Annotated in this window: 8 protein-coding genes; 5 read left to right on the top strand and 3 right to left on the bottom strand. The window is 48.0% G+C overall.

Annotation, left to right across the window (positions count from 1 at the left end; translation table 11 throughout):
* Positions 1-43 precede the first annotated feature (43 nt).
* A complete protein-coding gene (locus TRESADRAFT_RS01955; protein WP_002702357.1) occupies positions 44-772 on the bottom strand; it encodes a PHP domain-containing protein in 729 nt (242 codons plus the stop codon).
* Positions 773-868: 96 nt separating this feature from the next.
* Positions 869-2,941, bottom strand: coding sequence for a methyl-accepting chemotaxis protein (locus TRESADRAFT_RS01950; RefSeq protein ID WP_002702354.1), 2,073 nt, complete (start codon positions 2,939-2,941; stop codon positions 869-871).
* Positions 2,942-3,126: 185 nt separating this feature from the next.
* Between TRESADRAFT_RS01950 and TRESADRAFT_RS01945 the strand changes: the two genes are divergently transcribed.
* The 5 genes from TRESADRAFT_RS01945 to TRESADRAFT_RS01925 all read left to right on the top strand — a co-directional run bounded on the left by TRESADRAFT_RS01945 (position 3,127) and on the right by TRESADRAFT_RS01925 (position 12,861).
* Positions 3,127-4,665, top strand: coding sequence for an ABC transporter substrate-binding protein (locus TRESADRAFT_RS01945; RefSeq protein WP_002702352.1), 1,539 nt, complete (start codon positions 3,127-3,129; stop codon positions 4,663-4,665).
* A 12-nt stretch (positions 4,666-4,677) separates the two neighbouring features.
* Positions 4,678-6,771: a methyl-accepting chemotaxis protein gene (locus TRESADRAFT_RS01940; protein WP_002702350.1), complete on the top strand. Its 2,094-nt coding sequence runs from the start codon at positions 4,678-4,680 to the stop codon at positions 6,769-6,771.
* Between the two features lie 86 nt (positions 6,772-6,857).
* Positions 6,858-7,439, top strand: a complete 582-nt coding sequence (locus TRESADRAFT_RS01935) for a GH25 family lysozyme (protein WP_002702348.1) — start codon at positions 6,858-6,860, stop codon at positions 7,437-7,439.
* Positions 7,440-7,593: 154 nt separating this feature from the next.
* A complete protein-coding gene (locus TRESADRAFT_RS01930; RefSeq protein ID WP_002702346.1) occupies positions 7,594-10,785 on the top strand; it encodes a helicase-related protein in 3,192 nt (1,063 codons plus the stop codon).
* Between the two features lie 3 nt (positions 10,786-10,788).
* Positions 10,789-12,861 (top strand): hypothetical protein, encoded by a 2,073-nt coding sequence (locus tag TRESADRAFT_RS01925; RefSeq protein ID WP_002702344.1) that lies wholly within the window; start codon positions 10,789-10,791, stop codon positions 12,859-12,861.
* Positions 12,862-12,971: 110 nt separating this feature from the next.
* Here TRESADRAFT_RS01925 and TRESADRAFT_RS01920 read toward each other — a convergent pair whose 3' ends face one another.
* Positions 12,972-14,582 (bottom strand): CTP synthase, encoded by a 1,611-nt coding sequence (locus TRESADRAFT_RS01920; protein WP_002702342.1) that lies wholly within the window; start codon positions 14,580-14,582, stop codon positions 12,972-12,974.
* Positions 14,583-15,366: the final 784 nt, after the last annotated feature.

Genomic DNA, 15,366 nt, shown 5'->3' with positions numbered 1-15,366 from the left:
TCATTCGTCGATGCCAAGCCCGGCTTCGATTTTTCGGGCGCGGTTATTTGATGAGCGCGTGCTCGCGTTTCTTTACCCGCGCGATGAAATCCTCGCCGCTCAAGACCGGCGTTCCGAACGCGACCCCGCCCACGCGCATTTTGCCCGCCGTCTTTTCCTCCGCCGCGAAATCCGCCGAGTGGATGTCTGAGCCGCTCGTCTCGATGAATCCGTATTCGGCGGCGTAGAATTCGGCAAGGGCGTTCTCGCTTTCCCTGTTCCCCGCGTTGTACACTTCCGCGCCGTGGACTTCCCGCGGATGGAGGTGGATTGCCTCGTTGTAGTGCCGCAGCCTGAACGGGTGCGCCTGAATCATCAGCCCGCCCGCGCCGTCAACAGTGCGGAACAATTCCGCGTGCGTCATTCCCTCGATTTCCGGATGCGCGATGAGGAATTCTTTCGAGAGCCCGTAAATCAGGTAGTCGTCGCCCTGAAACGTCTGCTCGATTCCGAAAAAGACCTTGAAATTCCCGCCGTCGTCCCCGTTCAGCCGCTCCGCCTCCGCCCGCGCGTTCTCGTAGCCCCTGGCGTAGAGGCGGATTCGTTCCTCCCAGTCAAGCGCGCGCGGCACCGTCGTGTTCCCGCCGAAGAAATGGTCGGTCACGAAAATCCCGTCGTAGCCGAGTTTTTTGTATACGGGGACGTACTCGGCCCCGCGTGAGACAGCGCACGCGCTTGCCTCCGCCGTGTGCAGGTGCGTCTCGTACTTGAACAATTTTCCTTTCCCGCTCATGCGCCCATTCTAGCCGTTCTGATGCGCAAATGCTATTGCCGCAGAATGCGGGGCAAAAAAAACGCATCCGTTTTTGGATGCGCCTTTCCGGAACCTCTACACCTTGAACTGGTCGACCTGCTTCCCGATTTTGATGATTGACTCGTTCACTTTTGTCGAGATTGTGTTCAGCGTCGCGCCCGTCTCGTTGATTTTCCGCGCGCCGATTTTCATCTCCTCCATGCTCTGCGTCATTACCATCGTCGCGTTCTGGAGGTTCCGCACCTCGTCCAGAATCATCCTGTTTCCCTTCTCCATTTCCGTCGACGCGTTCCTGACCTCGACGGTGCTGTCGTTCATCGTGTGGAGCGTTTCGGTAATCTGCTTCGAGCCTTCGTTCTGCTCCTCCATCGCGGCTTTTATCTGCATGACGAGCGCGTCCGTCTCCTCGAGCTTGTTCGAGACCGAGTCGAACGCCGAGCTTGCGTCCGTGGAGGCCACGACGACGTCGTTGATTGATTTCTTGATGTTCTTGAGCTGCGCCCCGATTGTCTTCGACTGGTTTGACGACGTTTCCGAGAGCTTCCGTATTTCGTCGGCGACGACGGCGAATCCCTTTCCCGCCTCGCCCGCATGCGCCGCCTCGATTGCGGCGTTCATCGCGAGGAGGTTCGTCTGGCTGGCGATTGCCGCGATGGCGACGTTCGCCTCCTGGAGCATCTTCGACTGGCTCTCAATCTCGCGCACGCGGTCGTTCACTATTTTCTGCTTCCCGAATCCCGAGCGCGAGTCCGTCCGCAGCTCGCCGAACGACGTCGCCATCTTGTCCATCGACGAATTCACCGAGGAGATGTTCCCTATCATCTGCTCGACTGCCGCCGAAGCCTGCGCGACGCCGCTCGACTGGTTCTCAATCATCTTCTGGAGCGACTCGATGTTCGACGCAATCTCGTTAACCGCGCCCGCCGTCTGGTCCACGCTGCTTTTCTGGTCCTCAATCTGGCGGTGGACGCTCTGGATGTTCGCGATGATTTCCGTGATTGAGCTTGCCGTGTCCTGCGACACGCTCGCCATGTCGTCGCCCGTCACGACCAAATCGTCCTTCGAATTCTTCACGTCGCCGATTATTTCCTGGAGGTGCGCGCTGAATTTGTTGAATCCCCTCACGACGTCGCCTATTTCGTCGTTCGCCGTCGATTTGAGCCTGCGCGTCAGGTCTGCGTCCCCCGATGCGATGGCGCCGATTGCGGAGCTGACGTTCTTGAGCGGCTTTATCGAGTGTTTCACGACGACCATGCCGACTATGAACGAGACGATAAGCGCGACGATTGAGATTCCTATCATCGCGCGGAGAAGGACGGAAATCCCGCTGTAGAAATCGCTGTAGGGGGCGAGGCACACTGCCGTCCATTCGCATCCGTCAATCGGCTGGTAGGCGATGGCGAATTTCTCTTTTTTGATTTCGTCGTAGTACACTTCGGCATCGCTTTCGCCCGCAAGTATTTTCTGGATGATGGGCTTGAAGCCCTCTGAAGCGCCATTGGAAAGGTGGACCGTGTCCTTGACGTAGTTTTCGTCCTGATGGGCGACATAGAATCCTGTTTTTCGGCTTATGACGAACGGATGCGAGCTTTTCCCGACCGTGATGTTCGCGACGGTGTGGCACAGGGCTGTCGCATCGACGACAGCGCTTACTTCGCCTATCTGGCGTCCGGACCAATCATAGAATGGAACGGCATAAAACGTGCACAGATGGCCGTTCGATGCGGACCAGTTTGGATCCATGAGGGCGTTTTTTCCCTGCATCGAAATCTGAAGGTATTCGCGGCTGCTCATATCATTGTATTTTCCTGCAGAACCGTATCCTTTCCCCGTGATGTCCCAGCAGCCGATTCCGTAATAGGTGTCGTCCCCTTCGCCGACCGCATGGGCAATCACCCATTTGTCGTGCAAATCAATGTCCGGGTCGCGCATGTCGGGGACTTTCGCGATTGTTTCGAGCATCTTGAACTCGCGCCCGTTAATCATCTGGATTCGCGCGGATACGGTCTGCGCCATGTTGAGGTTCCCGCCCTCGACCGCTTTCGTAAGTTCTGATTTCGATTGCAGGTAGCTGAACGTCGCTATCGTTGACGCTGTAAGAAATATAAGCCCAAGCAGTGCAAGCTCGATTCTGGTTTTTATGCCCATTTGCGTCTCCTTGTGTAAGCATGTGATTGTGAAATTTAAGTCTAATTATAGCATGGTTCTGCGGACTGGCGTACTCAAAAATAAGAACTTGCTAATCTTCAAATTTGGACTTAGCATTATTTCGTCTCGTTTTTGAAAAAACGAGGCTGATTTTACCCCAATTACTTCGCTTTGGAGCATTCTTTATGAGAAAACGGGCTTTCGTAAAAGCAATTTTGGCGGCTTCGTCCCTTCTGCTTTTTTCCTGTTCCGGAAAAAGAGTCATTGATGAGACAGATGTTCCTTCCCACCACGTCATAATCACCTACCTAACGACGGGAAACAAACCCCATGACAGCGGAACGTCGGAAATGCTCGAGAAACTGAACGAGCGGCTTACGAAACTCGTGAACGCCGAGCTGGTCATTTACTATATTCCCTGGAACAATTACCAGACGAACTACAACCTCAAGCTTGCCGAAAAGGACGGCTCCATCGATTTGATAGGAACGGCGACGGACTGGCTCGACGCGTGGAAAAACGCCAGCCTCGGGAATTTCATGCCGCTTTCCGACGATATGCTCAAAAAGTACGCGCCCAAAACGTGGGAATCCGTGTCGAAGGAGCATTGGGATGTCTGCCGCATGAACGGAAGCATCTACCTTATGCCGGAGGACAACTACACGCAGTGGACGAACCACGGTTTCATGTACCGGCTCGACTGGGCGCGGCAGGCGGGGCTGAACGGCGTTCACAGCTGGGAGGATTTGACCAAGTATCTTTCGTTCGTCAAGGAAAACAAGGGCGTGATTCCGTGGGACAGCGACGGCTCGTCGAGCACGTTCCAGGCGACGGGATATATAAGCTCGAAATCCGATTTCATAATCGCGGACGGAATAACGTCGACGAACATGTTCGGCACGCGGAAAAGCAACCTCAAGAAGATTTATTCCCCGTTCTTGGAGGGACGGGAGCTTGTCGATTACGCGAAGCTCATGCGCGAATGGAACCTGCGCGGGTTCTGGAAAGAGGAAATCCTGACGAACAACATGACCGGAAGCAACGACAACCGCGAGGAATTCTGCGCGGGGCTTACCGGAATCGAGCAGCACCACACGCAGACGTGGTACACGCAGGTCTACAACAAGCTCAAGAAGCAGGTCCCCGGCGCCGATTCCGGGTTCTTCTGGTTCGGCGAGGAATCGCAGAACGTCGTCTACCAGACGATTACGCACGGCGCGATGGCAGTTTCCGCCGCGTCGAAGCATCCCGAGCGCGCGCTCATGGTGTACGACCTTCTGCGGAACGACAAGGAATGCTACGAGCTCATCAATTACGGAATCGAGGGCGTCCAGTTCAGGCGGAATTCTTCCGGATACAGGGAGCCTGTTCCCGGCTCGCAAGGAATCGTCACGAATTACTGGTGGGGGAGGAACGACGACCTTGAGGTGCGCGACACGGCGACGGCATGGGACGTGTTCGACGAGATAAATGCGGTGTACGACAAATGCAAGATTGATTATCCGTTCAGCCAGATTGTATGGGATTTGTCGAAGGTCAGCTCGGAGCTTGACGCCGTTTCCGACATATACGGCCAGTACATGGGGAATATCTGCTACGGCCAGGACCCCGATCCGGAGGCGTATGTGGCGCAATTCAGGGCGGAGCTTAAGGAAGCGGGCATGGAGAAGATTATCGCGGAATTCCAGAGGCAGCTGGACGCTTTCTATTCGAACGGAAAATAAGGGGCTTGAACTATGAAACGCAGCAGAAAAATCAGTCTTATTACGGTCCTTACGATAACAATCGCGCTCGTGTTCCTCGTGCTTACGAGCGTCCAGCTTATCCTCGTGACGAGCTACTCGAACAAATCGACGGGCGAGAGCTACGGCGAGAACTGCGGCGAAATCGCGCAGGCGTACTCGATGATGCTCACTAACCGCCTGAACATGTACCTGCGCGAAATCCGCTTTTACGTCGAGTCCGATGTGGTGCAGAGCCTCGACACGGAAAAAATCATAAAATGGATGTGCGGGAGGAACGAGAAGAAAAGCGCGAACATCGACGCCATGTATTTCTGCACGCCCGACGGCAAGGCGTACCGCGACGACGGAACCGTCTCCGACTGCAGGAACGAGGAATTCTTCAAGGCGGTCATCGACGAGGGAAACTACGAGTACGTCAGCAACCCCAAGATGGACGCCGTCATAAAGAAGCCGATTTTCTACGTCGCGCATATCGTAATCGTGAACGGGAAGAAGCTCGGCGTTTTTGCGGGCGTCTATCCGCTGAGCACCATACAGAAAATGGTGAGCGACATCCAGCTCGGCGAGACGGGGAACGCGTGGCTGCTTGCCGGCGACGGGACGGTTATTATGTACCCGGAGAACGGGTTCGCCATGAAAAGGAATTTCCTCAAAGGGCTTTCCTCTGAGAACGCCGATTTGCAGGCGATTTCAGAGAAGATGGTCGGAAGGAAGACGGGCTCCGGCTGGATACGGAATCCGATGACGAAGAAAAAGGAATTCGTGACGTATACGCCCGTCCACAATACGCCGTGGAGCCTCGGGTTCAACATCGGCGAGAGCCAGATTTATTCTGCGGGACATTCGATACGGAACATCATGATTATTTCCTTCGGCGTGATTGCGTTCGTCCTCATGTCGATTACGGGATTCGTCCTCGTGAACCTTCTGAGCCCGCTCAAGAAAGTCGAGCAGACGATTATCGAAATCGCCTCCGGAAACGCGAACCTCACGAAGCGGATTTCCGTCTCGTCGAACAACGAAATCGGCGAGATTGTCATGGGATTCAACAAATTCACGGAAAAGCTCCAGTCGATTGTCTCCGAGCTGAAAAAATCGCAGGTGACGCTCGTCGATGCGGGCGATACGCTCTCTCGCACGACGATAAATTCCGCGGACGCAATCGAGAGCATCAAGAACAGCATAATCGAGACGACTTCCGGGATTCAGGAGCAGTCCGTTGGCATAAACGACACTTCGGCGACCGTGAACCAAATCGCGTCGAGCATCGATTCCCTTGAGAAGATGATTTCCGAGCAGGCGGAGGGCGTGGCGCAGGCTACGGGTGCCGTCGAGGAGATGATTGGCAGCATCGATTCCGTGAACAGCACCGTCGAGAAGATGGTAAGCTCGTTCAACATACTTTCGCTGAGCGCGCAGGACGGATTCCACAAGCAGAACGACGTGAACGAGATGATTCTGAAAATCGAGGCGGACTCAAAGCTGCTTCTTGAGGCGAACAAGGTCATAGCGAACATCGCGGGGCAGACGAACCTCCTCGCGATGAACGCGGCAATCGAGGCGGCTCACGCGGGAAATGCCGGAAAAGGGTTCAGCGTTGTCGCCGACGAAATCAGGAAGCTTTCCGAGAATTCGTCGCTGCAGTCGAAGACGATAGGCGAGAAGCTCGGGCACATCAGGATGTCGATCGAGAACGTCGTCTCCGCCTCGAAGCAGACGAGCGCCGCGTTCACCGCCGTCACGAACGGAATCAGGAGCACCGACGAGCTCGTGCAGCTCATCCAGAACGCGATGTCAGAGCAGAAGCAGGGCTCTTCGCGGATAATCAAAGCCCTCCACGCGATGAACGACAGCTCGGTTGAGGTCAACTCCGCGTCGAAGGAAATGTCGAACGGGAACCACTCAATCCTTGAGCAGGTCAGCAGGCTGAAGAGAAGCTCGACGAAAATGCAGGATTTCATCAATTCGATGGACGAGAAAGCCGCGCAAATCGACAAGAGCAGCTCCGAGCTTATCGACATATCATCGAAGGTCAGCGAGACGATAACCCAAATCGGCTCGCAGATAGACCAGTTCGAGGTCTAGCTTCCCGCGTCCTAAAAAACTGCCCTCCCGTTTGCGTGGAACTTCCTCGCGGCGGGCGGGCAGTTTATCAGAATAGAAGCTGTCAAATGGATTTTTCCTCATTGACAAAGCGTTTGGACGCTATCAACAAGCCGGCAATTCATTCTCTCATCGTCAATTTCTCGGGAATCGACGAGAATTTCCATGAGAACGTGAAGAATGCCATTGAGGCGGGCTTCGACGTTGGTGTGTATGTCTATTCTCAGGCCATAAACGAGGAGGAGGCTCTTGAGGAGGCGGAGCTTGTCCTCAATGAAATCAAGGACTACGAAATAACCCTGCCGATTGTCTACGACCCGGAGAGTGTTGGCTGGGACACCGCCCGCACGGACGATGTTCAACCAAGTGTCTTCAACAACAATACAATCGTCTTCTGCGAAAAGATAAGGGAGGCTGGATACGAGCCGATGATTTACGCCAACCACATTTGGGAGGCTTTCATTTTGGACATGGGAAGGCTCCGCGACTACAAATTCTGGTACGCCGACTATGAGGATTCTCCGCAGCTGCCTTACGATTTCGAATTCTGGCAGTACACTTCGACGATGAAGGTGAACGGCATAAACAAGGAATGCGACGCCGACATTTGGATTCGCCCACGGGAAGTTCCTGCTTCGTCAGGCTTGTGAAATTTGAATTTGTCTAATCATTTTGGAGCTGGAAGAGTGTAGTCTTCCGGCTTTTTTGTGGCTGTTCGGGTTTTTGTATTAGTTTCAACTCCCAGTTTTGGAGGATGAATTTATGCTTTGAAATAAAGTTATCAACTATGGTATTCTGTAATATATGAGCTCAGTAAAAAACACAGACGACCATTCGATTATTCAGGATTTGCGCGAAAGCATTTGTGATGATGACAGTATTTTAATACAGGCGGAATCTTTTTCAATTTTTGCATTTGATATATTAAAAGAACAGATTGGGAAGGCAAAGGAAATAAAGCTTCTTATTTCCGATGAAAACATAAAAGACTTTTTTGACGAAGATTTTGATATTCCTGCTTCCAAAAGACTGGAATCTGCAAATATTGCATTGCAGCTTATCGAACTTCTGAAAGAAAGAAAAATCAGAATAAAAAAATGTGAAAGAATCGATTCATGTTTTATCGTCACCAAAAAATGGGCTTATGAGTTCAAAAAGGATTTTCTTAATGCAAAGAATTTTGGTTTTTCTGCGGACGAAAATTACACTGACAGAAATCATAAATATTCCTCGGACGAAGAAGATTATGCTGATATAAAGAAAGAATTCTCGGAATTATGGCAAGACCGTAAATCCCTTGAAGTGAATGAAAAAATTGCTGAGGGCTTAAAGAAATGCCTGTTTGTTTCTCCGAACGACGCATATTATTTTTTGCTGAAAGAGCTGTTCAATCAGGATGTGGATAAAAACACGGCGGCAAATGCAGTAAGCGAGAATTTTCAGAATTCAAAAATCTATAATGCGATGTTCGATTTCCAGAAGCACGCCGCAGAAGACATCATCAACCGCCTTGAAACTCTTGGCGTGTGCTTTCTTTCTGACAGCGTTGGTTTGGGAAAAACTTTTACTGCTCTTGGCGTGATTAAAAAATACCTTCTGGAAGGAACCCGAGTCCTTGTCTTATGTCCTAAAAAGCTTGAGAACAACTGGCGGGCATTTATGCACGCAGACAAAGATAACTTCTTGAAAGAAAGATTTGATTACGACCTGCTTTTCCATACGGATTTAGGACGTAAAGGAAAATCATGGGACGACAGGGATCTTGAGAATATCAACTGGGATTCCTATGGACTTGTTGTCATAGATGAATCTCATAATTTTCGAACCGGACTCAAAACTGACAAAACCAAGCACGTCATTGAAAACCGTTATTCATTTTTGATGTCAAAGGTTGTGAGAGGTGAGGTGAAGTCAAAGCTCCTTCTGCTTTCGGCAACTCCGGTCAACAACAGATTTACGGATATGAAAAATCAGCTGGAGCTTGTCTGCACGGATGGAATTTGTTCTTCAATTCTGCCAAAAGGAAAAACTCTCCGCAATGTTTTCAATAAAGCTGACAGGGATTTTGAAAAATGGCTGAAGAATCCTGATGAGGAAAAAACAACAAGAAGCCTTGTTCAGGTACTGGACCCAGTTTTTATAAAAATCCTCGAAACTATCTCGATTGCCCGTTCAAGAGACCATATAAAGAAATTCTACGGCAGTAATTCTCAATTGAATTTTCCAAAAAGGCTTCCGCCTGTATCCATCGAAAAATACGACGAATGCATGAATGCGTCCGAGCTTTATGAGAAAATCGCCATGACGCTTTTGCAATGGAATCTTTCTGTTTATTCTGTTCCTAGTTATATCAGACCTGAACATACAGAAAAATATTCTTCGTTTATAAAGGACATCTCGAATTCCCGTATCAAAAGCGACCCGGTAAAATTTAAAAAGCTCATTCGCTCGAATGTATTGAAAAGACTTGAAAGTTCGGCTTATTCATTTGACAAGACCCTGGAGCACATAGAGAAAAAAACTCAGGAAGCAATCAGCAAAATAGAAGCCTTCAAAAAAAATCATAATGAAGAGACTATCGAAATAAATGATGACATCAAAATATTTGAAGAAGATGATGACGATATCATTTTGACAAATCAAAAATACAAGATACGGCTTGAGCATCTTGATTTGGACCGCTGGTATGACGCATTGAAGACTGATTTGAGATTTATTGTTCGCCTTAGGGATTATGCACATGGCTTTTTGGTATCAGATGCAAAAATAAAAAAACTCAAAAAAATAATAAAAAGTAAGATTTATAGTCCGAATCCGCAAAACGGAAACAACAAAAAGATAATAATTTTTACAGCCTACTCTGATACAGCCCATGAACTTTACAATAAGCTGAAAGGCTTTATGAAAGAAAAATTCAATATTGAAACGGCACTTGTGACAGGAACTTATCAGGAAACAAGCCTGCAGACAGGTGAAAAAATGGATTTCAATAAGATTCTTACATGTTTTTCGCCAAAATCCAAGCATAAGGATGAGCTATATCCAAAAATCCAGGGCGAAATAGATTTGCTTATTGCAACTGATTGTATCAGCGAAGGCCAGAACCTTCAGGATTGCGATTTCCTCATAAACTATGATATCCACTGGAATCCGACAAGAATAATCCAGAGGTTCGGACGAATCGACCGAATCGGCAGTGTGAACAAAGAAATTCAGATGGTAAACTTCTGGCCCTGCGAGGATTTGAACTTGTATATTCAGCTGAAAAGCCGTGTTGAAGGAAGAATGGTTGCGACGGATTTATCAGGAACTGCCCTTGATAATCCTCTTTCTGCGGATTCAACAGGCAATGATTTTGATTACCGCGCAGAACAAATTGAAAAGAATATAAAACAGACAGCTCTTGATGATGACGAGGAAAAAGTCCTGCTGCGTGAATTCACTAATATCAAAAACGGCAATTTTGAAGCAAGCAATTCTTTTTCTATCACCGATTTCAGCAGCTTGGGCTTTAAAAATGAGTATAAAAATTACCTTTCGAAAATCAGAAACGAAAAAACTCCTGATACAATAGAAACATTTCCGAAAGGAATTTGCACGGTTATAAAAAATGATAATTTCCCTAAAGGCGATATTTTCATATTAAAAGAAAGAGCAGCAGAGAATGAGATTGAAGAAAAAAGACGGCAGTATCCTTTTTTCCCGTTCCACTTTGTTTATGTTTCGGACTCTGAAGCTAAAGTCATGGATTCCGTTCAGATGCTTTCCGTAATCAGGGAGGCTTGCAACGGAAATAATGAAGTGAACGAAAGTTATTCTGAATCATTAACCGAAGCAAAGGAATACCTGAAAAGGGCAGAGGAGTCTTTGATTGAAAAAGAAGAGGATGATATGCTGATTGACTTTATAGATGGAAAAATCACCGACTTGGATAATAATATGTCTGAAGACAATCAAAAGAAACTGGAACTGGTTTCGTATTTTGTATTGAGGTAAAAGATGTTTGAAAAATTTTTGTCTGTAAATAAGCTAAAGATATCAGAAAAATCAGTATGGGATGGTATTTTCAAGCGTAATAATGAGAAGGTTTTCGCGGACGAGGGAAAACTTAATTTAAAACTGCGTCCTAAAGAAAAGTATGGCATTTTAGATATATATTATTATGGTTCTGTTGAAACAAAGGACAGTGAAAATTATTTACGAATTGTTCTAGTCAAATTTTCTAATGAATCTATATTTCTTGACAGCTCCGACAGTACAGATGAAGATGAGGATTCTGTTTCGCTTAATAATCTGATAGGAGCCCTGCGTAAAACTGTCAGATTTAACGTTCTTTTTGTCTTTGAACTTGATAAGCAGGAAAAATTCAAATTATGCTATCATCCATTAGAATTCAATAAGATTGATATCAAAGCTGGTATTTCTAGATTAGATGCGAGAATAAATTATGATTATTCAGGAGTTTCAATTACCCCCTGGGTTCACTTGGATGCCCAATCAAGAAGAATAAAAACAGCTCTGTCCAATCTCAATGGCTTATTTGAACAGGCTGCAAAAATGAAGACAGATGAATTCTATCTGCAGGTAGGAAAAATTTTAAAAGGAATTTCTTCTGATGAAATAATCTCAGTTTTGACTCAAGAGCCGATATCCGAGAAATATCGTTTATCGCCGAAACGTTTGTTTGCGGGATTGGATAAATTTGATGCAAGCTCTTGTATGTCACATTTCAATCTTGAAAAATCATTGCTTGAAAACATTCCTACTATATCCGTTAAAGGAAATTATCATGATGTATACGAAAAAGTCGATGTCGAAGATTTCTGGCATTTGCTTCACTGCAATGGTGTGGAGGAAGAGGATTTAAGCGATTGTTCATATTTCAAAAAGGATATTTCGCAAGAGTCAGTCGCAACAACCGCAGATGAAAATCCGCCAATAGAAAATGATGAGAAAACATCAAATGTAATTTCTTTTACTTCTTTCAAAGACTTACCAGAAGATGAATACAACAAAATAAGAGAAGCTGCTGAAAGAATTGAAAGTTATGAAATTTTAGATGGTGAGAAAATGGAGCTTTATAACGGCTCTGAATTTTTCCTTGATTTAAATGTCAGGCAGGCTGTTACATTTTATGAAGCAATGTACTTATGCAATAAAAAAAGCATTCAGGACGGCTTGAATCCTTGCTATGAATTTTTTAATCCGAAAATAGACCATAATGAATTGGTGTTTGATGTTTCAGAAATAGACGAAAATGGCTATCGTCTCCCAATGTATGGGGAAATCGAAGAATTGTTGAGAAACGAGAGCGTGATAAACAAATCGAGGCTTTATGGCAAGATAAAAATCCTGTCCGGAGAGCTCAGGAAAGTAACTTTAAGCATTGTCAATACAAAAGAATACGATTTTCTGCCTGAGGAGCAATTGATTGAAGTGGAAAAGATTAGAAAAGATGAAGAACAGCAATATGAAGAATTTGGAGAGCAATGGTTATATAGGGTTTTAGCATTCGGTCAAAAGTTATATACAAAATTATGCTCAAATGCGCGAACAGCTTTTTTGCAGATGGTAAAGAATGTTCCTGAAAGTGACGCAACGAAATATCGTAATGTTCAAAATGATTTGACAAACTACTTAGATAAACTTGCTTCAATAAGACGAAAATCAGATTTAAGTAATTTTAAAAATCAAACTGAAACTCAAAAATCAAAGAAAATATTGTGGCAACCAAGGGATTTCCTTCCAGCACAAGCTTTTTTGAGAACCTCTGAAAAGCAAAAGGAAAGCATAATACTTTCTGATGATTGCATTCCTAAGAAAAAAAATACAGATAGAAAACCTGATTCTTTCCCTAAAAAACAAGTAAAAATTGAGTATTCCCAAGAGCAAATAGCAGCATTAAAAAATCGATTGAAGGAAATTCCTGAGCAAATAGAGAGTTTGGAATCCAAAATGGGTGAATGTAATGATATAAGATTATTTCATGCTTACGAGAAGCAATGTGACGATTTGCATTGTGAATATCAGGATATACAAGGGAAATTACGGAAATTCAGCAGAAATATTTAGCAGAATAGGAGTTATCTCTGATTCCAATATTGAAAAATAAACTTCCGCAAAAAAAAACAGACCGAATTTTGCTTTTTCGGTCTGTTTTTGAAAATCTTAAAAAATTCAGCCTACTTTTTGTTTTTGTATGAGGCCTTTATAAATTCTCTGAAAAGAGGTCCTGCCTTGTTCGGGCGGCTCTTGAATTCCGGGTGGAACTGGCCGCCGACCATCCACGGGTTCGTCGGAACTTCCACAACCTCGACAAGATTGCGCTCCGGGTTCACGCCGGCAATGACGAGACCCGCGTTCTCAAGGTCGCTCCTGAATGCGTTGTTGAACTCGTAGCGGTGGCGGTGGCGTTCCCAGACAGTTTTCGTTCCGTATGCCTCAAGCGTCTTCGTGCCGTCTTTCACCGCGCACTCGAATTTTCCGAGGCGGAGCGTTCCTCCGAGAATCTTTCCGTTCTGGTCGGGCATGAGGTCGATGACGGGATGCTTCGTCTCCTTGTCCATCTCCGTCGAGTGCGCGTCCTTCCAGCCGAGAACGTCGCGCGCGTATTCGATTACGATAATCTGCATTCCGAGACAGATTCCGAAATACGGGACGTTGTTCTCGCGGCAGTATTTCGCAGTCAGAATCATTCCCTCGATTCCGCGCGTTCCGAATCCGCCGGGGACGATTATTCCGTCGGCGTCCTTGAGCCTGTTCCTTGCCGTTTCGTCGTCCGTAAGCTCCTCAGAGTCGACCCAGTCGATTTCCACCGCAAGCTCGTTCGCGATTCCGCCGTGGATGAGCGACTCGACGACCGAAAGGTACGCGTCATGGAGCGCGACGTATTTTCCGACGAGCGCGATTTTCACTTTGTCCTTCGGGTTGTGGAAGACGTCCACCATCTTCGACCATTCGGAAAGCGCTGTCGGAGGCGTCTCGAGCCCGAGAACCTTGCAGACGGCATCGCCGATGTGCTCGCTTTCGAGCTGGAGCGGAACTGCATAAATCGAGCGCGCCGTCGTGTTCTGAATGACGCAGTCCTTGTCGACGTTGCACAGGAGGGCGAGCTTCTCGCGGGTCGCGTTGTCGATTGTCTCGTCGCAGCGGAGCATGAGAATGTTCGGCTGGATTCCGAGTTCCTGAAGCTCCTTCACGGAATGCTGCGTCGGCTTCGTCTTGATGTCCTTCGCCTTGTTGAGGTACGGGACGAGCGTCAGATGAATGTAGCAGCAGTTCTCCTCGCCGACCCTGTATTTTATCTGCCTGATTGCCTCGATGAACGGGAGCGACTCGATGTCGCCAATCGTTCCGCCGATTTCCGTGATGATTACGTCCGCGTTCGTCTCCTCGGTGGAAAGAAGCATCCGCCTGAGAATTTCCTCGGTCACGTTCGGGATGACCTGGACGGTCCCGCCGTTGTATCCGCCCTCGCGCTCGCGCTGAAGGACTGTCATGTAGACGCGTCCCGCCGTCGTGTTCGAGCTCTGCGACAGCGACGTGTCGGTGAATCTTTCGTAGTGCCCGAGATCCAAATCCGTCTCCGCCCCGTCATCCGTGACGAAAACCTCGCCGTGCTGGATTGGGTTCATCGTGCCCGGGTCGATGTTCAGGTACGGGTCGAATTTCTGGTTGACGACAGAAAGCCCCCTGCTTTTGAGAATCAGCCCGATTGATGCCGCCGCGATTCCCTTTCCAAGCCCGGAAACGACGCCTCCCGTGATGAAGATGTACTTCGTCTGCTTTGCCATTTGAAAAACTCCGATAAAAAAATTGCCGTATAGTGATTCCCGAAAAGGGAATTGCCGCAAAGGAACCGCAATGCCGCGTTTCCCCGCTTCCATAAAATAAAGGCTCTGCTGAAAACAGTCAGAGCAAAAATAAAAAAGACAGAACCCGAAAAAGTCCTGTCCCTTTTTCCATAGGCCTGTCCGGCAACAACGCCGCCCAGGCTGACGGAAACGAGAACGCAAACCAGCGCCTTTCATTCCCGCGTTTCAAAGCCGCCCGCCCGGAAAACAGAGCTTCCCGAACAAGCCTAATCAATCCGATTGACCGATTATAATTTTTATTCGTGTGTTAGTCCATGCGTTTGCTTGGTCTTTTGCGCGTTCTCAGTTCGGCCTGGTTGTAGCAAACGCTCGCCGGCAGCGGCGCTGTGCGCCGCGGCCTACCGACGCGGGGGTTTTCGTGTTGAAAAAACGCGCGCACAGAAAAAAACAACAAGCGCAATCCCGCAACGGTAGGCGCGCGCGCCCCGCGCACCGTCGCACGCTTGTTTCGGGGAACTCAAACTCGGAACGAGGGAATGTTTGCAAGCGCGTGCACCGTCGCACGCTTGCTCCGAGAAACTAAAACTCAGAACGCGAAAAAGGTTCGCAAGCGAAAGCATCGACACGGGATTTTTCGTGTTGAAAAAAACGCGCGCACAGAAAAAACAACAAGCGCAATCCCGTAACGGTAGGTGCGCGCCCCCGCGCACCGTCGCACGCTTGCTCCGGGGAACTCAATCTCAGAACGCGAAAAAGGTTTGCA

This window comes from Treponema saccharophilum DSM 2985 (genome assembly GCF_000255555.1).
GTDB lineage: Bacteria > Spirochaetota > Spirochaetia > Treponematales > Treponemataceae > Treponema_D > Treponema_D saccharophilum.
The sequence above is the reverse complement of the archived record's forward strand: the minus strand, read 5'-3'. Positions and strand labels throughout refer to the sequence as shown.

What these genes read in the sequence shown, in the direction of transcription:
- TRESADRAFT_RS01930 (WP_002702346.1), top strand. Translation starts at nt 7,594, where the DNA reads ATGAGCTCAGTAAAAAACACAGACGACCATTCGATTATTCAGGATTTG.
- TRESADRAFT_RS01925 (WP_002702344.1), top strand. Translation starts at nt 10,789, where the DNA reads ATGTTTGAAAAATTTTTGTCTGTAAATAAGCTAAAGATATCAGAAAAA.
- TRESADRAFT_RS01955 (WP_002702357.1), bottom strand. Translation starts at nt 772, where the DNA reads ATGAGCGGGAAAGGAAAATTGTTCAAGTACGAGACGCACCTGCACACG.
- TRESADRAFT_RS01935 (WP_002702348.1), top strand. Translation starts at nt 6,858, where the DNA reads ATGGATTTTTCCTCATTGACAAAGCGTTTGGACGCTATCAACAAGCCG.
- TRESADRAFT_RS01950 (WP_002702354.1), bottom strand. Translation starts at nt 2,941, where the DNA reads ATGGGCATAAAAACCAGAATCGAGCTTGCACTGCTTGGGCTTATATTT.
- TRESADRAFT_RS01945 (WP_002702352.1), top strand. Translation starts at nt 3,127, where the DNA reads ATGAGAAAACGGGCTTTCGTAAAAGCAATTTTGGCGGCTTCGTCCCTT.
- TRESADRAFT_RS01940 (WP_002702350.1), top strand. Translation starts at nt 4,678, where the DNA reads ATGAAACGCAGCAGAAAAATCAGTCTTATTACGGTCCTTACGATAACA.
- TRESADRAFT_RS01920 (WP_002702342.1), bottom strand. Translation starts at nt 14,582, where the DNA reads ATGGCAAAGCAGACGAAGTACATCTTCATCACGGGAGGCGTCGTTTCC.